The sequence below is a fragment of the Aquiluna borgnonia genome, from assembly GCF_013283855.1.
Taxonomy (GTDB): domain Bacteria; phylum Actinomycetota; class Actinomycetes; order Actinomycetales; family Microbacteriaceae; genus Aquiluna; species Aquiluna borgnonia.
Map to the genome: position 1 here is coordinate 914,379 of NZ_CP054056.1, position 21,971 is coordinate 936,349.

General features: G+C 54.8%; 20 protein-coding genes. 8 read left to right on the forward strand and 12 right to left on the reverse strand.

Annotated elements, in window-relative coordinates:
• Nucleotides 1-10: 10 nt before the first annotated feature.
• Both HRU87_RS04705 and dxr read right to left on the reverse strand, forming a co-directional pair.
• The gene (locus tag HRU87_RS04705; RefSeq protein WP_173493778.1) at nt 11-1,312 is read right to left on the reverse strand and encodes a M50 family metallopeptidase; all 1,302 of its coding nucleotides are present in this window, start codon (nt 1,310-1,312) and stop codon (nt 11-13) included.
• Between the two features lie 27 nt (nt 1,313-1,339).
• Nucleotides 1,340-2,428 carry a 1-deoxy-D-xylulose-5-phosphate reductoisomerase gene (gene dxr / locus HRU87_RS04710; RefSeq protein ID WP_173493779.1) on the reverse strand — a complete coding sequence of 363 codons (1,089 nt, stop codon included), beginning with the start codon at nt 2,426-2,428 and terminating at the stop codon, nt 1,340-1,342.
• A gap of 78 nt (nt 2,429-2,506) precedes the next feature.
• Between dxr and gabT the strand changes: the two genes are divergently transcribed.
• Both gabT and HRU87_RS04720 read left to right on the forward strand, forming a co-directional pair.
• Nucleotides 2,507-3,835: a 4-aminobutyrate--2-oxoglutarate transaminase gene (gabT, locus tag HRU87_RS04715; protein WP_173493780.1), complete on the forward strand. Its 1,329-nt coding sequence runs from the start codon at nt 2,507-2,509 to the stop codon at nt 3,833-3,835.
• A 73-nt stretch (nt 3,836-3,908) separates the two neighbouring features.
• Nucleotides 3,909-5,270 (forward strand): transaminase, encoded by a 1,362-nt coding sequence (locus HRU87_RS04720; protein ID WP_173493781.1) that lies wholly within the window; start codon nt 3,909-3,911, stop codon nt 5,268-5,270.
• Here the strand turns inward: HRU87_RS04720 and HRU87_RS04725 are convergent.
• From HRU87_RS04725 to HRU87_RS04745, 5 genes are all read right to left on the reverse strand, one after another.
• On the reverse strand, nt 5,267-6,061 hold the full coding sequence (locus tag HRU87_RS04725; RefSeq protein WP_173493782.1) for an ABC transporter permease: 795 nt from the start codon (nt 6,059-6,061) through the stop codon (nt 5,267-5,269). The genes HRU87_RS04720 and HRU87_RS04725 overlap by 4 nt on opposite strands.
• On the reverse strand, nt 6,058-6,972 hold the full coding sequence (locus tag HRU87_RS04730) for an ABC transporter permease (RefSeq protein ID WP_246247208.1): 915 nt from the start codon (nt 6,970-6,972) through the stop codon (nt 6,058-6,060). The genes HRU87_RS04725 and HRU87_RS04730 overlap by 4 nt, the downstream gene beginning before the upstream one ends.
• A 3-nt stretch (nt 6,973-6,975) precedes the next feature.
• Entirely contained in the window at nt 6,976-8,106 is a 1,131-nt protein-coding gene (locus tag HRU87_RS04735) for an ABC transporter ATP-binding protein (protein WP_173493783.1), read from the reverse strand.
• A complete protein-coding gene (locus HRU87_RS04740; protein ID WP_173493784.1) occupies nt 8,107-9,342 on the reverse strand; it encodes an ABC transporter substrate-binding protein in 1,236 nt (411 codons plus the stop codon).
• A 139-nt stretch (nt 9,343-9,481) separates the two neighbouring features.
• A complete protein-coding gene (locus HRU87_RS04745) occupies nt 9,482-10,918 on the reverse strand; it encodes an aminobutyraldehyde dehydrogenase (RefSeq protein ID WP_213086377.1) in 1,437 nt (478 codons plus the stop codon).
• A 157-nt stretch (nt 10,919-11,075) separates the two neighbouring features.
• Here HRU87_RS04745 and HRU87_RS04750 point away from each other — a divergent pair, with 157 nt between their 5' ends.
• The 6 genes from HRU87_RS04750 to HRU87_RS04775 all read left to right on the forward strand — a co-directional run bounded on the left by HRU87_RS04750 (nt 11,076) and on the right by HRU87_RS04775 (nt 16,943).
• Entirely contained in the window at nt 11,076-11,549 is a 474-nt protein-coding gene (locus tag HRU87_RS04750; RefSeq protein ID WP_173493785.1) for an Lrp/AsnC family transcriptional regulator, read from the forward strand.
• 34 nt (nt 11,550-11,583) lie between these two features.
• A complete protein-coding gene (locus HRU87_RS04755; protein ID WP_173493786.1) occupies nt 11,584-13,068 on the forward strand; it encodes an aspartate aminotransferase family protein in 1,485 nt (494 codons plus the stop codon).
• Between the two features lie 942 nt (nt 13,069-14,010).
• Nucleotides 14,011-14,511, forward strand: coding sequence for a methylated-DNA--[protein]-cysteine S-methyltransferase (locus HRU87_RS04760; RefSeq protein WP_173493787.1), 501 nt, complete (start codon nt 14,011-14,013; stop codon nt 14,509-14,511).
• A complete protein-coding gene (locus HRU87_RS04765; protein ID WP_173493788.1) occupies nt 14,508-15,074 on the forward strand; it encodes a DNA-3-methyladenine glycosylase I in 567 nt (188 codons plus the stop codon). The genes HRU87_RS04760 and HRU87_RS04765 overlap by 4 nt, the downstream gene beginning before the upstream one ends.
• A 41-nt stretch (nt 15,075-15,115) precedes the next feature.
• Nucleotides 15,116-15,598, forward strand: a complete 483-nt coding sequence (locus HRU87_RS04770) for an RNA polymerase sigma factor (protein ID WP_173493789.1) — start codon at nt 15,116-15,118, stop codon at nt 15,596-15,598.
• Nucleotides 15,599-15,620: 22 nt separating this feature from the next.
• Nucleotides 15,621-16,943, forward strand: a complete 1,323-nt coding sequence (locus HRU87_RS04775; RefSeq protein ID WP_173493790.1) for a hypothetical protein — start codon at nt 15,621-15,623, stop codon at nt 16,941-16,943.
• Here HRU87_RS04775 and HRU87_RS04780 read toward each other — a convergent pair.
• Genes HRU87_RS04780 through atpA form a run of 5 tightly spaced genes read right to left on the reverse strand, consistent with a single transcriptional unit; the run spans nt 16,940 to nt 21,954 of the window.
• Nucleotides 16,940-17,674 carry a YaaA family protein gene (locus HRU87_RS04780; protein ID WP_173493791.1) on the reverse strand — a complete coding sequence of 245 codons (735 nt, stop codon included), beginning with the start codon at nt 17,672-17,674 and terminating at the stop codon, nt 16,940-16,942. The genes HRU87_RS04775 and HRU87_RS04780 overlap by 4 nt on opposite strands.
• Nucleotides 17,674-17,943: a F0F1 ATP synthase subunit epsilon gene (locus HRU87_RS04785; protein WP_173493792.1), complete on the reverse strand. Its 270-nt coding sequence runs from the start codon at nt 17,941-17,943 to the stop codon at nt 17,674-17,676. The genes HRU87_RS04780 and HRU87_RS04785 overlap by 1 nt, the downstream gene beginning before the upstream one ends.
• Nucleotides 17,943-19,379 carry a F0F1 ATP synthase subunit beta gene (gene atpD / locus HRU87_RS04790; protein ID WP_173493793.1) on the reverse strand — a complete coding sequence of 479 codons (1,437 nt, stop codon included), beginning with the start codon at nt 19,377-19,379 and terminating at the stop codon, nt 17,943-17,945. Before atpD ends, HRU87_RS04785 begins: the two co-directional genes overlap by 1 nt.
• 15 nt (nt 19,380-19,394) lie before the next feature.
• Nucleotides 19,395-20,297, reverse strand: a complete 903-nt coding sequence (locus HRU87_RS04795; protein ID WP_173493794.1) for a F0F1 ATP synthase subunit gamma — start codon at nt 20,295-20,297, stop codon at nt 19,395-19,397.
• Nucleotides 20,298-20,316: 19 nt separating this feature from the next.
• Nucleotides 20,317-21,954 carry a F0F1 ATP synthase subunit alpha gene (gene atpA, locus HRU87_RS04800; protein ID WP_173493795.1) on the reverse strand — a complete coding sequence of 546 codons (1,638 nt, stop codon included), beginning with the start codon at nt 21,952-21,954 and terminating at the stop codon, nt 20,317-20,319.
• Nucleotides 21,955-21,971: the final 17 nt, after the last annotated feature.

Sequence of the window (21,971 nt, forward strand, 5' to 3'; positions counted from 1 at the left end):
AACTTTGTTCCTAGCCCAGCGAGATTGGATTGAGTATGTCGGCCAGGATCACCAAAATTCCAACGGCTATTAAGACCAGCCACATCGAATACGCCAGCGGGAGAGCTTTGGCGTTGTCAATCGCACCGGGGTCTGCTTTGCCCAAAATCCGGTAGGTGCGGCGCTTGATTGACTCGTAGATTGCTCCCAGCACGTGACCGCCATCGAGCGGTAGAAGCGGAATCAAATTGAAGGCGAACAGCGCGAGATTAAGTGACCCCAGCAGCATCAGCAAAGTGGCAAGTTTGGATTCCAGGGGGATGTTTGCAGATCCAACCTCCCCGGCAATCTGACCCACTCCAACAATGGAGACCACTCCAGCTGGGTCTCGCTCGCTGAAACCCAAGGTGGACGCCGCTACCGCCCAAACCTCCTGGGGCAATCGCAGAATGAAATCAAAGGTTGATCTTGTGGCATCAAATGCATAACTCGTCGCTTCGGTGAGCGGCAAGGGGACATTTTGAGGCTGAAGTATTACACCGATCAGCGGGCGAAATTCGGTGATGGGAGCTCCAGCCTCATCGCGCTGAACCTCCCCGTTTTGGGAGTAAACCGGACGCTCGGTGAAAATAGGGGTCAGCGTCACAAACACCAGCTCATCCCCGCGCCTCACCTCAAGCGTTGAGCTGGCACCCAGATTCTGATTGAAGCCGTCAATAATCTCTTCCCACTGGGAGACCATCTGCCCGTTGACGCCCACCACCACATCGCCGGGCATTAGACCTGCCTGGGCAGCCGGAGACAGCGGCGCTTCCGAGGGGCAATTACCTTCGATGTCAACCTCTGTGCACTGAGCGACCCCATCGATAGTGAGGCTGTTTTGCATAGTCCCAATGCCTGCGAGCGCCGAGACTATAAGCACGAAGCCCAGGATCAGATTCATAACGGGTCCGCCGAGCATGACGACGATTTTCTTCCAGGGGCTCAGTTGATGGAATTGACGACCATTATCTGATTCGGAAATCTCTTCGCGCTCAGCATTACGGGCTTCTGCAATCCAGCGCGCGAAAGGTCCCCTGGCTGGTTTTTTCTCGGGTGGGAACATGCCGGTCATCAAGATGTAGCCGCCAAGCGGAATCGCCTTGATGCCAAATTCCGTCTCACCCCTGCGCCAAGACTTGACCGTCGGACCGAACCCAACCATGAATTGCTTGACGCGAACATTGAAGTATTTCGCCGGTAGGTAGTGACCCAGCTCATGAAGGCCGATGGAAAGCGCTATGCCGACAACTACCACCAGGATTCCGGCGAGGTAGGAAATTACGTCAAGCATTCCTCAAGGCTAACCCAGGGCGGAGACTTAGAGATTTGCTATCAGCGAATCTGCAGTAACCCTGGCCCAGCGCTCCGCTTCCAAAACCGCTGCAAGACTTAGCTCTGCGGTTGGCACATGTTGGGAAACACATGACTCAATCACATCGAAGATTTGGTCAAATCGAAGTGCTCCCGCATGGAAAGCCTCAACAGCCTGCTCGTTAGAGGCGTTATAGACGGCCGGGAAGGTGCTGCCAGCCATGCCAACCTCACGAGCTAGCCGGAGAGAACCGAACACCGCCTCGTCTACCGGCTCAAATGTCCAGGTGTGGGATTTGGTCCAATCCACAGCCTGAGCCACTCCCGCCAAGCGCTCCGGCCACATCATTCCCAGCGCTATCGGAAGTTTCATGTCAGGTGGGGAGCACTGGGCAATCACAGACCCATCCACAAACTCAACCATTGAGTGCACAACAGACTGCGGGTGGACGGTTACCTCGATACGCTCAAACGGGACGTCAAACAGTAGGTGGGCCTCAATCACCTCCAAGCCTTTGTTGACCAGCGAGGCTGAATTTGTGGTCACCACCTTCCCCATGTCCCATGTTGGATGCCTAAGAGCCTGAGCGGGCGTTACCTGGGCAAGTTGAGCTTTGCTGAAGCCTCGGAACGGCCCGCCCGACGCGGTGAGGATTAGCTTTTGCACCTCCGAATTTTTACCTGCGAGCATCGCTTGGGCAATGGCGCTGTGTTCTGAATCAACCGGGACAATTTGTCCGGGTTTTGAAAGCTGCTTTACCAGCGGTCCGCCCACAATCAGGGACTCTTTGTTCGCTAGCGCCAGGGTCCTGCCCCGCTCGAGGGCCGCCACTGTAACCGCAAGGCCCGCAGAACCGGTCATTCCATTGAGCACCACATCGCAACTTTGACTTCTAACCAGAGCTGCCGCTGCATCGGGACCGACTGCCATTTTTGATTCGGTCAACCCAAACTCTTCAGCCTGAGCTCGCAAAAGGTCCAGATTCCTAAAGCCGCTGAGGCCGACTACCTTGAGTCGATCGGGGTTGGCACGAATCACTTCCAGTGCCTGGGTCCCAATCGAACCTGTCGAACCGATAACAATGACTTCGCGCATGACTGAAAGCTTAGAACTACCCAAGAATCTTGAGTGAACTTGGCTTCTCCTGACGTCCTCTGAAATTAGACTTAGGGCATGAGCCTTGAGCAAAAAAGAATTCTCGTCACCCCTATTCCAGGTCCAACCTCCACCAAGATGCAAGAGCGTCGCAAGGAAGTAATTGCGGCTGGTGTGGGAACCCTGCTGCCGATCTTCATCGATGAGGCCCACGGTGCCATCATGAAGGACGTTGACGGCAACCAACTGATTGACATGGGTAGCGGCATTGGCGTAGTGACCATCGGTCACACCAACCAGCGCGTGGTCGAAGCAGTGCAAAATCAGGTTGCGAAGCTAACCCACACGCTCTTCACAGTTGCCCCTTACGAGCCTTACGTTCGAGTTGGTGAGCTTCTCGTCAAGCACGCTCCAGGAAACTTCAAGAAAAAGGCCGCATTCTTCAACTCAGGTGCCGAAGCAGTTGAGAACGCCGTCAAGATTGCTCGCAAGGCGACTGGGCGAACTGAAATTGCAGTATTTGACCACGCCTACCACGGCCGCACCAACCTCACCATGAGCATGAACTTCAAGATGCACCCCTATGGCACCGGCTTCGGTCCGCTGGCGGGAAGTGTCCACCACGCGCCCATGAGCTACCCGTTCCGAGATTCAGAGGGAATGACCGGTGAAGAAGCGGCAACTCGGGCAATTACCTACCTGGAGAAGCGGGTGGGAGCCACCCAGCTGGCAGCAGTTTTCATTGAACCAATCCAGGGTGAGGGAGGATTCATCGTTCCAGCCCCCGGCTTCCTCAGGACCCTGGGATCCTGGTGCCGCGCCAACGGCATCGTCATGGTTGCCGATGAGGTGCAGTCGGGTATTGCGAGAACTGGCAAGTGGTTTGCCTGCGAGTGGGAGGAGGGCTTCGAGCCAGACCTGATCACCGTTGCCAAGGGAATCGCCGGCGGCATGCCGCTGTCCGGTGTAGTCGGCAGAGCCGAGATTATGGACGCCTCGCACGCGGGTGGCCTTGGAGGAACCTTTGGAGGCTCCCCCACCGCTACCGCTGCCGGAGTGGCAGTGCTTGAGCAGCTGGAAGAAGGTGGCTGGCTCGAGCGAGCATTAGAAATTGAAGCGCTCCTTTACTCAAGATTGAATGATCTGAAGTCATCGCACCCCGTTATCGGCGATGTAAGAGGCAAGGGTGCAATGGTTGCCATTGAACTGGTGGAACCCGGCACCAAGAAGCCAAATCCCCCTGCCGTAGAGGCTTTGGTGAAGCACTGCCACGAGAATGGTGTGCTAATCCTGAATGCCGGAACCTACAACAACGTGATTCGGTTCCTTCCTCCACTCGCCATCACTGATGAGCTGCTTACAGATGCTCTAGATGTGCTCGCTGCCGGTTTGGCAAAGTTGGCATAAACCCCTTAGTGTGGCTGAAGGGGCTCAGATGAGCCCCTTTTTGGAATCAAGTCAGAATCGAAGGTGATTCATCGTGCAGGCCTACGGCGACAGAGAGCGCCTAGACAACCTTTTTAGGGAAGAGAACAACCGCTACATCCTCACCCACCCGGCATCTCGTGAGAACCATGAGAAGGCCCTGGGTCCAATGGTTGAGGGCGTTCCGATGATCTGGATGTCCAAGTGGCCAGGACCATATCCTGTCTACGTGGAGCACGCCAAGGGCGCTCACTTCACCGACGTGGATGGCAACATGTACACCGACTTCTGCCTTGGTGACACCGGCGCAATGTGCGGACACGCTCCAGACCCAACCGTCAAGGCTGTTCAGAACCAGATTGCCAAGGGTTCGACTTTTATGCTTCCCACCGAGGATGCAATTGCCTCAGCAAGTTTGCTGGCCGAGCGCTTCGGTCTGCCGAAGTGGCAGTTCACCCTCAGTGCAACTGATGCCAACCGTCACATGCTTCGCTACTCCAGGCACGTCACTGGACGTTCCAAGATTGCAATCCACGACTACTGCTACCACGGCACCGTCGACGAAACATTTGCCGTGATGGACGATGCGGGAAACACAGTTCCCCGCAGGGACAACGTTGGAAAGCCGATCGACCTCAAAGAAACCACGGTGGTAATTCCATTCAACGACCTTGAGGCGGCTGAACGGGCTTTCGCAACCGGTGAGGTGGCGGCCATGCTTATGGAGCCGGCCCTCACCAATATCGGCATTGTGCTCCCCCAGCCCGGATACCTCGAGGGCATGCAGGAGCTGTGCCTGAAGTACGACGTGATTTGGATTCTGGATGAAACCCACACCATCTCGGCTGGCCCCGGAGGTATGACCAGGAAGTACAACCTTCAGCCAGACGCTGTAGTTCTCGGCAAAACAATTGGCGGTGGAGTACCGGTTGGTGCATTTGGCCTGACCCAGGAATTGGCGATGCGAATTGCGACCTCTACGAACCTGGAGTCGATCGACATTGGAGGCGTTGGTGGCACACTGGCAGGAAACGCTTTGTCCATGGCAGCGGTGAGGGCAACCCTCTCAGAGGTTTTGACCCCGAAAGCTTTCGAGCGAATGGAAAAACTTGCCGAGCTGTGGGTTGCAAATGTTCAGCAGGTAATTGATGAGTTCGAACTGCCCTGGCAGGTTTCAAGAATTGGTTGCCGCGGCGAGTACAGCTTCCGAGCTACCGCTCCGATCACCGGCCGAGAGGCAGCCGATGCTGATGACTTTGAATTGCAGCAGTACCTGCAGCTTCACGCCATTAACCGCGGCATCCTGATGACTCCCTTCCACAACATGGCCTTGATGTCACCGGCTACAGATGAGGAAGATGTTGCTCATCACCACGCGCACTTCCGCGAGGCAGTCGAAGCTCTATACAGGGACTAGGAACGAAGCTTTTTAGCTCTCAGGCTTGCCCTGACCTGCACCACCATCACGATTGCGATCGCAATGATGAACACCAGCGAGCCAATCACGTTAGCCTCCGGTGGGATGCCCCTGGCTGCTGCGGTGTAGACGAACTTGGGGAAAGTGGTCTCGGGTCCTGAGTTGAATTGCGTGATGATGAAATCATCAAAGCTGAGCGCGAACGAGAGCATCGCCGCTGCCATGATTCCAGGCAGCAGCAATGGGAAAGTTATTCTCCAAAAAACCTGTCTGGCATTGGCGTAGAGGTCGCGTCCGGCCTCTTCAAGTCTTGGGTCAAGCGTGGCAACTCTCGCCTTGACCGTAACCACCACAAAGCTAAGGGTGAACATCACGTGAGCAACCACGATGGTCCAAAAACCTTTTGAGATCCCAACGTTCAGGAACTGAGCAGCCAAGCCAGCTCCCATGACAACCTCTGGGGTTGCCATCGGCAAAAACAGCAGGAGGTTGGTGGCGGCGCGCCCCTTGAATTTATAGCGTCCCAGTGCAATTGCGATGGCAGTACCCAGGGCGGTGGAAATTAGTGTGGAAATGATTGCAATGGCAACAGAATTTCCAAACGCCTCACAGACCACCGGCTGGTCGCACATGTTTAGCCAGTTGTCGAAGGTGAACTCTTTCCAGACAATGTTGGACTTCTCCACCTTGTTGAAGGAGAAAACAAAGGTGTAGGCGATCGGAATGAGGGTGAAAATAAATGCCAGTGCAACGTAAGTCGGCAGTAGGTACTTCCCCAGCGAAAACTTCACAGCAGGTCCTCTGTTCCACTCTTGCGGACATACATCGAGACCAAGATCACAATTGCTGCCATCAGCATTACTGACAGAGCTGAAGCCGTTGGGTAATCCTGAATGCGGAAGAAGTTTGCCTCAACTACGTTTCCAATCATGGCGGTGTCGCTGCCTCCGAGGAAGTCGCGAGAGGCCGAGACGTAGTCTCCGGAAATTGGGATGAAGGTCAGCAGGGTTCCTGAAATCACACCTGGGAGTGAGAGCGGGAAGGTTATCTTCCAGAAGGTCTTGGCAGGGTTTGCATAGAGGTCTGCTCCGGCCTCGACCAACCTGATGTCCAGGCGCTCAAGTGAGGTGTAGATCGGTAGGGTCATAAATGGGATGAAGTTGTAGGTGAGACCAGCGATCACGGCAAAGTCGGTTCCAATGATGTACTGCCCCTCGGCCAACAAACCTAGCGATGAGATGAACTGTGTCACCGGTGACTCATTGGAAAAGATTTGCTTCCAAGCGAAGGTCCTCAGCAAAAAGCTGATGAAGAACGGAGCGATGACAAGGGTCAGTAGCAGTGCCTGCAGCAGTGGCTTATTTCTGGCTTTCACACCGATGAAGTAGGCAATTGGGTAGCTGATCAGAAGGGCCATTAGGGTTGCGACCAGCGCGTAGGCAAAGCTGCGCAGGATTTGCGGCAAATACTGGTCCACGGCATAGGCATAATTTGAAATTTGCACCGCGTAGTCATACATCCCGATTTCCCCGGTCATCGAGGCAGTCTTAAGCGAGGTGATAACCAGCGAAACAAAAGGCGTCAGGAAGAACAGCCCCAGGTAAATCATTCCGGGGGCCAGCAGAATAAACGCAACCCTAGAAGAGTTTGTTAGTTCAGTCTTCTTTGCCGATGAACCCTGACCCAGCGCTACAAATGCCAAGGCCTACTCCTCGTCGTTATCTGCCTTGAGTGGCAGATCGCTCAGACCAAAGGCGTGCTCAACCTTCCAGCTGACCCAGACGTGCGCACCGAGTTCTACAACCGGGCTCTTGCCCACGTTCTGGGCAAATACCGTGATGTCACCAAATCCAGGAACGTCAATGAGGTACTGGTTTGAAACACCGGTGAAACGGATGTCGATAATCTCCCCGGGTCCAACCAGGTTGTGGTCAGAGTTTAGATCTGGCTTCTCCTCGTGGAAGGTCGCCTTCTCAGGACGAACTCCAAGCGCTACCTTTCCGGAGTGCTTTTCACTGCGAGCCTTGGGGGCTGCGATGCGCTGGCCGTTGCAGCTAATCGAAATGGTGTTCGAGTTTTCCTCAACCACCTCGCCGACAAAAATGTTGGACTGCCCTAGGAACCTTGCAACGAATGCGGTTTTTGGCCGGTCGTAAAGGGCTTCTGGAGCGCCCATCTGCTCAATCTGACCGCGATTCATTACCGCTACGGTGTCGGCCATATCCATGGCCTCCTCCTGGTCGTGAGTGACGTGCAGGAAGGTAAGGCCGACTTCCATTTGGATTGCCTTGAGCTCAACCTGCATTTGCCTGCGAAGCTTCAGGTCCAGCGCTCCCAGAGGCTCATCAAGAAGGAGCAGGGCTGGGCGATTCACCAGGGCGCGGGCCAAAGCCACCCGCTGCTGCTGACCTCCGGAGAGTTGCTGAGGCTTGCGCTGAGCTAGATGCTCTAGCTCGACTAGGGCGAGCGACTCGGTGGCCTTCTTGAGAGGCTCCGCGACCTTGCGCTGACGAAGGCCGAAGGCCACGTTCTCCAAAATCGTCATGTGCGGGAAAAGCGCGTAATTCTGAAAAACGGTGTTGACCGGGCGCTCGTGAGGCTTGGTGGCGGTAACGTCCTTGCCACCGATTAGTACTCGACCTGAGGTTGGTTCCTCTAAGCCGGCAACAATACGAAGCGTTGTAGTTTTTCCGCAACCCGAAGGCCCCAGCAGGGCGAAGAACTCGCCCGCTGGGATCTTCAGATCGAGATTTTCAATTGCCGTAAAGCCGGGGAATTCCTTGCGGATTCCTACCAGCTCTAGGTCCTGACCCCTGGCTACGAAGTCAGTCGCCACCTATGCGCCCAGCAATACGTTTTGCCACGCGGTAGCGAAGCGCTGCTCCTCCTGGCCGGTTAGGGCGCGGAAGGTGTGAACATTCGCCAGGAACTCCTCCGATGGGAAGATCAGTGGGTTCTCGGCCAGCTCAGGGTCGAGCTTCATCATCTCTTCCTTGGCGCCAACCACTGGAGTTACGTAGTTCACGTAGGCAGCGAGCTCCGCGGCGTTCACTGGGTCGTAGTAGTAGTTGATTAGAGCTTCTGCGTTCTTCTTGTGAGCCGATCCCATAGGAACCACAAAGGTGTCAGCGGAGATGGTTGAACCAGTGTCTGGAATAACAAATCCGAAGCGATCTTCCTCAACCTCGAAGTTCAAAATCGTGGTGTCTCCAGACCAAGCAAGGGCCACGATGATGTTGCCGTTTACCAGGTCCTCACCGTAGGAGTTGCCCTTGATGTTGAAGATTTGACCGGATGAAACCTGAGCCGCGATGAACTCTACAGCTGCGTTGAATGCATCCTCGGTCAGCGAGTTGGGGTCGGTGATGTCAACGCCCTGGCTCAGCAGGGTTAGACCAACCGAGTCGCGCATTTCCGAAATCAGACCAACGCGGCCCTTCAGCTCTGGAGCCCAGACATCTGCAATCGAGGTTGGGGCATCCTTGCCGGTTGCCTCCTTGTACATCGCCTTGTTGTAGACGATGCCACCGATGATGCCCTGGTAGGGAACGCTCAAGGTGCGCTCTGGGTCGTTGGCGTTGCCGAGATAGGCAGGAGCCAAGTTGGCCACCTTGTTTGGCATGTTGGCGTTATCCATGGTCTGGAGGTAGCCCAGACCGATCATGCGGTCCGCCAACCAGTTGGTCGGGCAGGCAACGTCAAATCCTGGGTCGGTGCCAAGCGCTAGCTGGTCCTTTACCTTTGCGTACCAGGTGTCGTTGTCATCGATTTCCATCATGTACTCGACCTTGATGCCAGACTGCTCGGTGAAACGGTTCAGAGTTGGGTAGGAACCGTCATCCTCGCCATCCATGTAAAGCGGCCAGTTGTGCCAGACCAACACCTTCTCAGAGTCCGAAAGGTCTTCAGCAGGAGTAAGGGCACTCTCGGTACCGCTGGAACATGAGGCCAGAGTCAGAGCGGTTGCGGTTCCACCCAGGCCAAGTAGGGCTGCACGACGTGAAAGCATCTTGCTTCTTGCCATCTGCACTAGCTGACGCATCATTGGGTCTTGAGGAAGGCCTTGATTCATTTCAATCTCCTACTTTCCACCGATTCCTAGTCAGTGGTTCATTTACCTGATCATGGACTTAGCTAGCGGGGGCACCGAAGCAAGGGAAAGTTTGTCACAAAAACCCACCCCTTGGGACCATGAAACTTATTTTTTACCTTCAGTCTCCGATGTAGCTCATGACGTGCTTTAAGCGGGTGTAATCCTCGAAGCCGTAGTGGGAGAGATCTTTGCCGTATCCGGAGTGCTTAAAGCCACCGTGCGGCATCTCTGCAACCAGCGGAATGTGGGTGTTAATCCAGACCGCACCGAAGTCCAAGTGCTTTGCAAAGCGCATGGCCCTGGAGTGGTTTGATGTCCAAACCGATGAGGCCAACCCGTACTTGACATCGTTGGCCCACTTCAGTGCCTGGGCATCATCGGTGAACTTCTGAACGGTAATAACAGGTCCAAAAATCTCGTCCTGGATATGCTCATCGGTCTGTTTCAAACCTGAAAGCACGGTTGGCTCCATGAAGTAACCCTCGGTTCCAATCTGGTGGCCACCGGTTTCGATGCGAGCGTGATCTGGGAGGCGGTCAATGAATCCCTTTACCCGCTCAAGCTGGTTGACGTTATTTACCGGACCAAACAGGATGTCCTCTTCACTCGGCTTTCCGACCTTTGCCGATGCCTTGACTTCGGCAATCAGGTGGACCATGAACTCGTCATATGCCGATTCCTGAACCAGCAATCGAGTTGCCGCTGTGCAGTCTTGACCCGCATTGAAGAAGCCGGCGGCAACAATGCCCGCTGCTGCCTTGGCGAAATCTGCATCAGCAAAAACGATTACCGGTGCCTTGCCACCGAGCTCCAGGTGAACACGCTTGAGGTCATTAGCGGCAGACTTTGCCACCTCCATTCCGGCACGCACGCTACCGGTGATGGAAACCATCTGGGGAATGCCGTTTTCAATCATGGCTCGACCGGTGTCGCGGTTTCCGGTTACCACGTTGAACACTCCCGCTGGCAGGAACTCAGCTGCAATCTCAGCAAGCAGCAGGGTTGATGCTGGGGTCGTATCAGAAGGCTTCAGCACGATGGTGTTACCCGCTGCGATAGCCGGGGCAAACTTCCAAGTCGCCATGTTTAGCGGATAGTTCCAAGGGGTTACCTGACCAATCACACCAATGGGCTCGCGTCGGATCATTGAGGTGTGGTCACGAAGGTATTCTCCGGCCGAGCGCCCCTCGAGGTTTCTGGCAGCTCCAGCAAAGAAACGAATCTGGTCAACCGACGGCATGATCTCGTAGTCAACCAAGGTGCTCAGTGGCTTGCCGGTGTTCTCGGACTCAATCTCCGCGGCCTCTTTGGCGCGAGCCTCTAGGGCATCTGCAATTCGGAAAAGCGCGAGCTGGCGCTCGGAAGGTGTGGTTTGACCCCACTCCTCAAAAGCTTTTTGGGCCACCTCGAAGGCAGCGTTAACATCCTCGGCTGAGGACACTGCGGCGTGCGCATAGACCTGACCAGTAGACGGATTGATGACATCGCTGGTTTCGCCAGAGGCCGCAGCTACGCTCTGGCCGCCGATGAAATTCTTCAGTTGCTTGATTGACACAGCAATAACTCCTCGTTGAGCGGTTTAGGTTTTGACTCTAGACCGAAAAAGTGCTTTTCAACATCAAAATTTGCAAACTCAACCGATTTCGTGCTGTTGACTGAATTTTTCTTCGAATTTCTATGAGTTTGGACTGTCCCACACCATACTTGGAGCCATGTCAAGAATGCTAAGAACCAGGCAATCCCAACTCGATGAAGTGTCTAAGCAGATCATTGAGCAACTTCAGCAAGATGGCCGGCGCTCATATTCCGAAATAGGCAAGGTTGTAGGCCTTTCAGAGGCGGCAATCCGGCAGCGCGTGCAGAAACTTACGGAGTCGGGTGTTATGCAGGTTGTTGCCGTCACAGACCCGATGCGCCTTGGCTTTAAGCGCCAGGCCATGATTGGAATCAAGTGCATGGGAAACGCCACAGATGTCGCGGAGGCGCTGACCAAGTTTGCTTCGGTCGACTATGTCGTCCTGACCGCCGGCAGCTTTGATGTCCTGGCCGAAGTGGTCTGCGAGGACGATGAAGACCTGATTCAGCTCCTCAATTCGCAGATTAGAGCACTCCCAGGAGTAATCTCTTCTGAGACCTTCGTTTACCTGAAGCTGCACAAACAGTTTTACAGCTGGGGAACTCGCTAGGGAACCAATAACGACGTAGTTAGAAGTGATAGAGATGGCTAAAGAAAAAAGCCAGAAGAACCCGCTTGCCAAACTCTTTGGCGCGAAGTCCAAGCCTGGGAAATCAACCCGAGCACCTCTGGCTCTGCTAGAGGCAAAGGCCAAGGGAAAGACAATCTCCGATAAGGAGCTGCAACGCAGCGCTAAGGATCACCTTTGGTTGCACTTCACCCGCCACTCCCCCTTCCAGACCGGTGACATGCTCATAATCGAACGAGCCGAGGGTCACTACCTTTTCGACTCAAAGGGGAACCGTGTGATTGACGGTCTCAGCGGCCTATTTGCTGCCAATGCCGGCCATGGTCGCCAGGAGCTTGCCGATGCAGCGGCGAAGCAGATGGTTCAGCTTGATTTCATGCCGCTGTGGGGGCTTGCCTATCCGGGTGCAATTGAATTGGCGGAGCGCTTGCTCAGCTACGCCCCAAAAGACCTAAACCGAATCTTCTTCACCACTGGCGGTGGCGAAGCTGTTGAAACCGCTTGGAAAATCGCAAAGCAGTATTTTAAGCTGACCGGAAAACCAACCAAAACCAAAGTCATTTCCAGGATGACGGCTTACCACGGAACAAGTCACGGGGCTCTTTCGATCACCGGAATTGCAGCCATGAAGGCCGTATTTGAGCCGCTGGTTCCCTCAACTATTCGCGTTCCCAACACCAACTGGTATCGGAACTCCCACCTCCACGAGAGCGAGGAAGCCTTTGGAATATGGGCTGCCAACCGCGTTGAAGAGGCGATATTGATGGAGGGACCTGACACGGTTGCCGCTATCTTCGTGGAACCAATTCAGAACTCGGGCGGCTGCTTCACGGCCCACCCTGCCTACTACAAGCGGCTTCGTGAAATTTGCGATAAGTACGATGTGATTCTGGTCGCCGATGAAACTATCACCGGCTATGGCCGCTCCGGCGAGATGTTTGCGTGCCAAAGGTACGGAATTGAGCCCGACATGATGATTACAGCTAAGGCAATCACCTCGGGGGCGCAACCCCTGGGCGCGTTGTTTATGAAGGAGAAATTCTTCGAGCCCTACAAAGAGGGAACCACAATCCTGCCTCACGGCTACACCTTTGCGGCCCATCCGGTTGCCTGCGCGGTTGCCTTGGCAAACCTGGACATCTACGACAGAGAAAAGTTGGTGGATAACGTCCGAACCAACTCACCGATCTTCCGTAAGACACTGGAGAAGTTGTACGACCTCCCGATTGTGGGTGATGTGAGAGGCGATGGCTACTTCTTCGCCATCGAATTGGTCAAAGACCAGAAGACCAAAGAGACCTTCACCAAAGCTGAGTCAGAGAAGCTCCTCAGAGGGTTTTTGAGTAAGGCCTTGTATGACGCTGGTCTTTATGCCCGTGCTGATGACCGAGGCGATCCTGTTGTTCAGGTTGCTCCTCCGCTGACGATGGGTCCCAAGGACTTCGATGAAATGGAGCGCATAATTCGCCAGGTCCTGAAAGAGGCGTGGAAGCGAATCTAACATCCTCATCTGATTTGTAATCTGAGCGGGCGGGTGAAAAAGAGACGAGCTTGCCTTGCTTTCCGGCCACAAAGACAGCGCCGTTTACTGACAGGGATTCGGCGGTCCGATTCCAAGTTTCAGAGTGCGCAGGGCTCAGTTCCACACGTAAACCAAAATTTAGTGAATCCCGCTGGTCCAAAAGCCACGGCTGCTGGGTGACCAGAAGCGCCTGCATCTCGAGCATTGACCCGATTCTGACTATGTCCAAGACTTGCTCAAGAAACTCAGGTTCTCTAATGGATCGCTCAAGAGCGTCAAAGATTATTAGCAAAGGTTCGCTAGCACGTTGCTGAGACCGGCGCTCAATTTCGCTGCTCATGCGCTCTAGAAAGGCCGATGGGTGCAAAGCTTTTGTAGCAAAGCCGTAGGAGGGGGACAGCCTTTGAGGAAACTCCGTCACCAGCAAGACCTCGCCCTGAAAAGTGCCACCGATTTCACGTGCCAGAGTGGTCTTACCGCTTCCGGTCGGCCCGACTACCAGCCCGTGGAAAACAACATGGTTCAGCGGGTTTGTTATAAATTCTCCGGAATCAAGTTCGAACAGCGACCCCGCCGGCATATCCCGTCGAGCCTCATCATCGGTGGGCAAAGCCTCGGACTGGGCGGATATGGGACTGCTAATAATTTTTCGCCAGACTCTCGAAAAGTTATCAAGGGCAATTTTCGTCGCCAAACCCTGGCGCGCTGATCTAGCTCGCTTAGCCCTCAGGATGAGAGCTGTAGCCACCAGCACCAGTGAGAGGGTCGTTAGGGCGAATATCAGAGTAAGAATGTCCATCCGCCAAGGATTGCGCCCACCGTCTCGGCTAATGAACCACGAAGAGAAATTGTGGATAACTAGTTATGCACAATTTCTGACTGTGTCGTTTTCGCTCAAATACGATTCGCCATACTTTAGCCATGGACTCAATTTTGCAGGCAAGCGTAAGTTTTGACTCTCCACTGGGTCGACTGAGGGTGGGAGCAACCACCAAGGGCCTAAGTGCAGTGGACTTCGTCAGTCATACTGGCGGGCCGTTGGACTTCAGTGGGGACCCAACCGCCCGCGAACACTGCCTGGCTGCTCGCGACTGGCTGGAGCGCTACTTTGAGGGAGAGCAAAACCCCTATGGGGGCTCTCTAGATTTGCAGGGAACTGTTTTTCAGCAGGAGGTATGGGCTCAGATCAGCCGTGCGGGTTTCGGGGAGACGCTAACCTACGGCGAAATTGCTTCCTCCATAATGCGGCCCTTGGCCTCAAGGGCTGTTGGGGCAGCCGTGGGAGCAAACCCGGTCCCCCTCGTTATTCCCTGTCATCGCGTTCTCGGTTCTGGAGGGAAAATCACCGGTTATTCCGGAGGGGAAGGCATCCCCACCAAACAAAAGCTTCTCAAGCTTGAGGGAATCGAATACCTGGCATGAGTCACACCAGGGTGCACAGTGACGGGATTGAGCGTTGCAACTGGGTAACTAATGACCAGATTTACATCGAATACCACGATCGCGAGTGGGGCACGCCAAACCGCAATCACCAGCAACTCTTTGAAGCGATATGCCTGGAGAGTTTTCAAGCGGGGTTGAGCTGGTTGACCATTCTGAAGCGCCGCGAAGGGTTCCGAAGCGCATTCGAAGGTTTTGAAGTAGATGTGGTGGCTCAATTCGATGAACTGAAAATCGAATCACTCATGCAGAATCCAGAAATCATCAGAAATCGGGCCAAAATTCAGTCAGCAGTAAAAAATGCACGAGTTGTCCTAGATCGCCAAATTGACCTGGTTGAGCTTGTTTGGAGATTCGCCCCAGACCCTATTGCTAAGCATCCAGAGACTTTTGCATGGAGAGCCACAAGTGCTGAGTCCGACGCCCTAAGCAGGGAGCTGAAAAAACTGGGGTTTAGCTTCGTTGGTTCCACCACAATGTATGCCCTGATGCAGTCCAGCGGTTTGATTCAGGACCACGCTCCCGGTTGTTTTCGCAATTTGTGAAATTATTGCGTCGTTGAGCACACCTCAACCATGGGAGACAAATGACTGAACAAGAATTCAACGAACTTTTCCGAGCGCAGCAAGCGGAGCTGACACGCTTCACAACCCGACGCGCGCCAGTGGAGGACGTAGAGGATTTACTCAGTGATTTGTTCGCTCTAGCCTGGCAAAAGCGTGACCTCATCCCAAGGGGCTTGGAGCTCCCCTGGCTCTATAAGTCTGCAAGATTTTTGATTTCCAACCACAACCGGAAGCAGGCGGGACGGCGAATAATTCTTTCCACCCTGCGGGAACCAGAGTGTGCGCCGAGTGCCGAATCGATCGCCCTCGCCGACGTCTCCCTGGCCGCTGCCTGGAAACGGATAGCTCCGAGGGAGCAGGAAATCATCTCGCTGTGGGCCTTTGAGGGCCTGGAGGTAGCCGAAATCGCAACCGTGCTCGGTAGGAGCAAAAATGCGATTGCCATTGCCCTAAGCCGCGCAAAAAGCCGACTGGCCCAAGAACTTGAAATTGAAAATAACTAGGATCTGGTGACACATTATGGATATGGATAAAGAACAAGAGCTTCGCCATCGAATCGCTAACGCAGATCCCGCGCAGGAAGTTGCCCTGCCAGAAAACCTCTTTGATCAAGCTCGGTCTCGAAAACCTCAGAGGCAGCCGAACCCTCGCTCCCTGCAAATTGGAATTGGCGGGATGGCACTGGCGTCCCTAGCTCTAGTTTCAGCTCTGACAATCCCGCAGCTGCTAAAACCGGCTCCACTTTTCACCCTAGCCGCGGGTGGCTCCAGTATCAATGCAGCAGCAGAGACCGCACAGATGGCAGCTGACGCCAAGGCGACCATGTATTGGCCTGGATACATTGAGTATCAGCACACCGCCGACGGGCTATCCGATCAGGGCGGAAAGGGAAAGATTTATCAGGCCCAACTGGTTGGTGCGCCGACTCAGATCCTAGAAAAGCTGATGGCCTACTTCGGCGTTTCTGGCGAGATCAAGCGTGATGAATGGGCCACCGACCTTTACCCCAGTTACAGTGTCCAATCTAAAACTGGAACCGTTGAGACATACCTGAGCATCTACTGGTCAGGCACTGGAAACTGGAACTACTCACAGTACGACTCCAGCCTCTGGGCCTGCAGTGCGACGGAATCTTCCGACTCTGAGAACCAAACGGAAGTTTGTGAGAGCCCTAAACCAACCCCTGAACTCATTCCAACCAAAGAGGAGATGGAAAGCCAGGCCAGAGCCATTTTCGAGGGCCTTGGTGTTACAACAGCCGGCCTCACCTTCAAATCCTTCAGGGATGATTGGGGCGGTTCAGTTTATGCAGATATGAGCCATGAGGGCATGACACTTCCAGTGGCTCTCTCCGTCGGCTGGGATTCACGCGGAGAAATTTCATTTGTCTCGGGAGCTAGCTTTGAGATGGTCGAGCGAGGAGAGTTCAACACAGTCTCTCCGCTAGAAGCTATGAATCGCATTAAAGCCGGCTCCTGGTATGGCTCTCCCCCATCCAGTTACTACGAGAACCAAAGTGTTGGAATCGCACGCGATTCTGCAATTGCGACCGAGGACATTGCTACCGAGGCTGTGGAAGCGGTCGACTCCATCGCTGTGGACGAACCAGCTCCGGACACTCCAGTTGAACCACAGATTGTGCAGTTAGTCGTCAACCGATCCGAGGCCGCAATGCTCGGAGTTTGGGACAGCGTGGGAGGTTTCTGGCTGGTCCCCGGCTACGTGCTGTTCAATGACCAGGGATGGTTCGACTCGATTATCGCCCTGGAAGAAGGCGTCATTGAGCTTCCAAAGTACGAGGAAGTAATGCCTTTGATTGAGCCAGCTCCCCTAACCAAGGAGGACTAAAAGCCCTCTGGGACACTCAGTTCGATCAAATCACCCAACTGGCGGGCCGAAAGGCCTGCCAGTTTTGCTATCTCCGGGATTTGCTGGGCGGACTCCAAGTTGTTCTCTAGGGCGGCCCTGACGAATGCTCCTTTAGCCTTCTTGTTGAAGTGGTTTAGAGCTTTTCCAGATTTGGCATCCAGCACCTCAACAAAATAGCTTTCACGATCTGGAATTGGATTTAGCGCTGCGTAGCTTTTGGAACGCATATCCAGTATTGGTCCAATCATTCTTGGCCAAACCGCTTCGTGGGCCTGCTGCCAAAGCTTGGCCAGATTCACCCCTGGAACTTTCGCTCCGGCTGAGAATCGATAATAGGGAATATGCTCTGAGGCGGGCAAAAGTCCGAACAGGGCCGACTGAATAAACAAATTAGTTCTGACGCGCTGCTTGGCAGAGTCCGAAAGGGTTTGGTAGTCAAGGGCGTCGTAAAGCGTCCCGGTGTACCGCTCAATGGCGGGCATTGTTGGCGCCTGCATCAAATTTCGCATTGCGAGCAAATCTGCCTCGGGATTTTTACCCAACTTCAGGGCTGCAATCGCTTTGGTTTTCGATTTCAGCTCGCGACTTAGCTTCTGAATCAGTAGGTCCCTCGCAGGGTCGAGGGCCGCCCAAATGATGGCCTGTCTATTCATAGAAATGCCAACGCCGCCAGAGCGTTTCGTCTCTGACGGCGGAAGCAGAATAAGCATTAGCTGACCAGCGTTGCGTCCCTAACAACCAGGGTTACTGTGTCGGACTCAATCGAGAGGAATCCGCCCTGAGTGGTCTCGGCCACAACGGGCTGGCCCTCAGCCAGGGAGATTCGAATCTGGCCGGGAACCATGATCGCAAGCATTGGCTCGTGACCTGACAGCAAACCGATTTCACCCTCGGCGGTCTTAGCGACCACCATGGTTGCTGAGCCTGACCAGATCTTGCGATCTGCGGCCACTAGGTCTACGTTCAGCTCTCTTGCCACTACTTCAGATCCTTCTGGATTCGGTCGTAGGCCTTCATGACGTCGTCAATGCCACCGCAGTTGAAGAACGCCTGCTCTGGAACGTGGTCTAGGTCACCGTTGGCAATCATCGAGAAGCCCTCGATGGTGTCCTTCAGCGGAACGGTTGAACCTGGCACCGAGGTGAACTTGGTCGCCATGTAGGTGTTCTGAGATAGGAACTGCTGGATGCGGCGAGCGCGGGATACGGTGATCTTGTCCTCTTCGGAAAGCTCCTCGACACCCAGAATCGCGATGATTTCCTGGAGCTCCTTGTTCTTCTGCAGAATCGCCTTCACGCGGATTGCGGTCGCGTAGTGATCTGCCGAAATGTAGGCAGGGTTCAAAATACGTGAGGTGGAGGTTAGCGGGTCTACGGCTGGGTACAGACCCTTGGCAGCAATCTCACGGCTTAGCTCAGTGGTTGCGTCCAAGTGAGCAAAGGTGGTTGCTGGTGCTGGGTCGGTGTAGTCGTCGGCAGGAACGTAGATTGCCTGCAGTGAGGTGATGGAGTGACCGCGGGTGGAGGTAATTCGCTCCTGCAGTAGACCCATCTCATCGGCCAGGTTTGGCTGGTATCCCACGGCGGAAGGCATGCGGCCCAGCAGCGTGGAAACCTCAGAACCTGCCTGAGTAAAACGGAAGATGTTGTCGATGAACAACAGCACGTCCTGACCCTGAACGTCGCGGAAGTACTCCGCCATGGTCAGTGCCGACAGTGCGACGCGGAGACGGGTCCCTGGTGGCTCATCCATCTGGCCGAAGACCAGCGCGGTCTTCTCCAAAACGCCGGCTTCCTTCATCTCCTCGATTAGGTCGTTACCCTCACGAGTACGCTCACCAACACCAGCGAATACAGAAACACCATCGTGGTTTTCGGCTACGCGGTAGATCATTTCCTGGATTAGAACGGTCTTACCAACACCGGCTCCACCGAAAAGACCGATCTTTCCACCCTGAACGTAAGGGGTCAGTAGGTCGATGACCTTGATGCCGGTCTCGAACATCTGGGTCTTGGACTCAAGCTGGTCGAAGGCTGGTGGGGTGCGGTGGATTGGCCAGCGCTCGGTAATCTCAACACGGTCACCTGGCTCTCCATTGAGGATCTCACCGATAACGTTGAAAACTTTGCCCTTGGTCACATCGCCAACCGGCACCGAGATTGGTAGCCCGGTGTCGTGCACGATACCACCGCGGACCAGGCCGTCAGTTGGCTTCAGCGCGATGGCGCGAACCAGATCATCACCAAGGTGCTGAGCAACCTCAAGAGTCAGGGTTGACTTCTGGTCACCGAAGGCAATCTCCGTGGTCAGGGCGTTGTAGATGTCAGGGATAGCGTCGTGCGGGAACTCGATGTCCACCACCGGTCCGGTGACTCGCGCGATACGACCCGTTGCTGTCTTTGTGCTCTCGGCCATTTTGCTTTCTTTCTCTTAGTCCTCGTTAACCGTTGCCAACGCGTCTGCGCCACCAACGATTTCCGAAATCTGCTGGGTAATTTCTGCCTGGCGGGCTGCGTTTGCCAGGCGGGTGTAGTTCAAAATCAACTTGTCTGCGTTGTCAGTGGCGCTCTTCATCGCCTTCTGACGGGCAGCGTGCTCAGCTGCAGCCGACTGCAGCATCACGTTGTAGATTCGGTTTTCGATGTAGACCGGGAGCAAGGCGTCTAGAACCTTGTCTGCCTCTGGTTCGAACTCGTAGAGCGGAAATACCTCGTGCTCCGCAACAGCCTGCTGCTCAACGACCTCGAGTGGTAGTAGACGGGCCGTCTTGGGCTCCTGAATCATCATCGAGACGAACTCATTGCCCACCAAGAAAATCTCGTCAACGCCACCCTCTTCGGTGGATTTGCTGAATAGCGCCAAGAGTTCGTTGGCAATAGAGGTAGCTGTCTCAAACTGAGGCAGGTCGGTGCCGCCGGTCCAGTCCTTGATGAATGGACGGCGACGGAAGTTGAAGTTACCAACTGCCTTGCGACCCACCAGGAAATATACGACCTCTTGACCCTGAGCCTTCAATCGCGCGGTCAGGGCCTCCGCCTCCTTGAGAACTCCGGAGGAGAAGGCACCAGCCAGACCGCGGTCGGAGGTGAAGATAACAACGGCAGAGCGAACCGGATTCGCGACTGCCCGAGTCAGCGGGTGATCGATGTTGGCGTGGCTGGCCACAGCCGACACAGCGCGAGTTACGGCACGGGTGTAGGGGGTTGAGGCAGCCACGCGCTGCTGAGCTTTTTGGATTCTCGATGCCGAGATCAGCTCCATAGCACGGGTAATCTTCTTGGTCGTCTTGGCAGACTTAATTTTCTGCCGGTAGACCCGAAGTTGCGCACCCATAATCTAAACCTTTACCTGTCTATCGCTTCTGAATGACGATCTGCTCTTGGCCAACCTCAGAGTCGGCTAGCGGAGCTACCTCTTCCTTGCCGGCCTTGACCAGTGGCTCACCGGTGTGAAGCTGGAACATCTTCTTGAAGTGCTCAATTGCTTTCTCGAGCTCCTTGACGGTGTCGTCCTCGAGCTTTTCGGTCTCGCGGATCACAGTCAGGGCGCTGGTGTTGCGCTTGAGGTAATCCAGGAACTCACGCTCGAAGCGCAGCACGTCCTGAACAGGAACCTCGTCTAGCTTTCCAGTGGTTCCAGCCCAGATCGAAACGGTCTGATCCTCTACTGGGTAAGGAGAGTACTGAGGCTGCTTTAGAAGCTCGGTCAATCTTGCACCGCGCTCCAGCTGCTTGCGGCTAGCTGCATCCAGGTCGGACGCGAACATCGCAAAAGCCTCCAGCGAGCGGTACTGAGCAAGCTCAAGCTTCAGAGTTCCCGAAACCTTCTTGATGCCCTTTACCTGAGCTGCACCACCAACACGAGAGACCGAGATACCGACGTCGATAGCTGGTCGCTGGTTAGCGTTGAACAGGTCGGACTGCAAGAAGATCTGACCGTCGGTGATTGAAATCACGTTGGTCGGAATGTATGCGGAAACGTCGTTTGCCTTGGTCTCAATGATTGGAAGTCCAGTCATCGAGCCGGCACCGAACGCGTCCGAAAGCTTTGCACAGCGCTCGAGCAGGCGGGAGTGCAAGTAGAACACGTCACCTGGGTATGCCTCACGACCTGGTGGGCGGCGAAGGAGTAGCGAAACTGCACGGTACGCCTCAGCCTGCTTGGAAAGGTCATCAAAAATGATTAGGACGTGCTTGCCGCCGTACATCCAGTGCTGCCCAATTGCGCTACCGGTGTAAGGGGCGAGGTACTTGAAGCCCGCTGGGTCAGACGCAGGAGAAGCCACGATGGTGGTGTACTCCATGGCGCCAGCCTCTTCTAGAGCAGCCTTCACACCAGCGATGGTGGAACCCTTCTGGCCAATGGCTACGTAGATGCAGCGAACTTGCTTGTTCACATCACCGGAAAGCCAGTTGTCACGCTGGTTGATGATGGTGTCAACGGCAATCGCGGTCTTACCGGTCTGACGGTCACCGATGATCAGCTGACGCTGTCCGCGACCCACTGGAATCATGGCGTCAATAGCCTTGATGCCGGTCTGCAGTGGCTCGTGAACGCTCTTGCGGTCCATTACACCAGGAGCCTGTAGTTCTAGAGCACGGGTTCCCTCAGACTTGATTTCACCGAGACCATCGATCGGAGCACCCAGTGGGTTGACAACGCGACCCATGAAACCGTCACCGATTGGAACGGATAGCACCTCACCGGTGCGGTAAACCTCCATACCGGCAACGATTCCGGTGAACTCACCAAGAACAACGACACCGATCTCACGCTCATCAAGGTTCAACGCCAGCCCCAGAGTGCCGTCGGCAAATCGCAGCAACTCGTTGGCCATTGCACTTGGCAGTCCCTCAACGTGCGCGATGCCGTCGGCCGCGTCGATGACGTATCCGACCTCTTGCTTGTCAGCACCTTGGGGCTCAAAGGACGAAACGAAGTCCTTCAGGGCATCCCGAATCTCGTTCGGGCTGATCTTGAGCTCTGACATTGGTTCCTCTGCTTCTT

Bases quoted from the DNA above. Each gene is read 5' to 3' on its own strand.
- HRU87_RS04765 (WP_173493788.1), top strand. From the start codon at position 14,508: ATGAGTCACACCAGGGTGCACAGTGACGGGATTGAGCGTTGCAACTGG.
- gabT (WP_173493780.1), top strand. From the start codon at position 2,507: ATGAGCCTTGAGCAAAAAAGAATTCTCGTCACCCCTATTCCAGGTCCA.
- HRU87_RS04795 (WP_173493794.1), bottom strand. From the start codon at position 20,297: ATGGGTGCGCAACTTCGGGTCTACCGGCAGAAAATTAAGTCTGCCAAG.
- HRU87_RS04755 (WP_173493786.1), top strand. From the start codon at position 11,584: ATGGCTAAAGAAAAAAGCCAGAAGAACCCGCTTGCCAAACTCTTTGGC.
- HRU87_RS04740 (WP_173493784.1), bottom strand. From the start codon at position 9,342: ATGAATCAAGGCCTTCCTCAAGACCCAATGATGCGTCAGCTAGTGCAG.
- dxr (WP_173493779.1), bottom strand. From the start codon at position 2,428: ATGCGCGAAGTCATTGTTATCGGTTCGACAGGTTCGATTGGGACCCAG.
- HRU87_RS04705 (WP_173493778.1), bottom strand. From the start codon at position 1,312: ATGCTTGACGTAATTTCCTACCTCGCCGGAATCCTGGTGGTAGTTGTC.
- HRU87_RS04750 (WP_173493785.1), top strand. From the start codon at position 11,076: ATGTCAAGAATGCTAAGAACCAGGCAATCCCAACTCGATGAAGTGTCT.
- HRU87_RS04780 (WP_173493791.1), bottom strand. From the start codon at position 17,674: ATGCTTATTCTGCTTCCGCCGTCAGAGACGAAACGCTCTGGCGGCGTT.
- atpA (WP_173493795.1), bottom strand. From the start codon at position 21,954: ATGTCAGAGCTCAAGATCAGCCCGAACGAGATTCGGGATGCCCTGAAG.
- HRU87_RS04760 (WP_173493787.1), top strand. From the start codon at position 14,011: ATGGACTCAATTTTGCAGGCAAGCGTAAGTTTTGACTCTCCACTGGGT.
- atpD (WP_173493793.1), bottom strand. From the start codon at position 19,379: ATGGCCGAGAGCACAAAGACAGCAACGGGTCGTATCGCGCGAGTCACC.
- HRU87_RS04775 (WP_173493790.1), top strand. From the start codon at position 15,621: ATGGATAAAGAACAAGAGCTTCGCCATCGAATCGCTAACGCAGATCCC.
- HRU87_RS04770 (WP_173493789.1), top strand. From the start codon at position 15,116: ATGACTGAACAAGAATTCAACGAACTTTTCCGAGCGCAGCAAGCGGAG.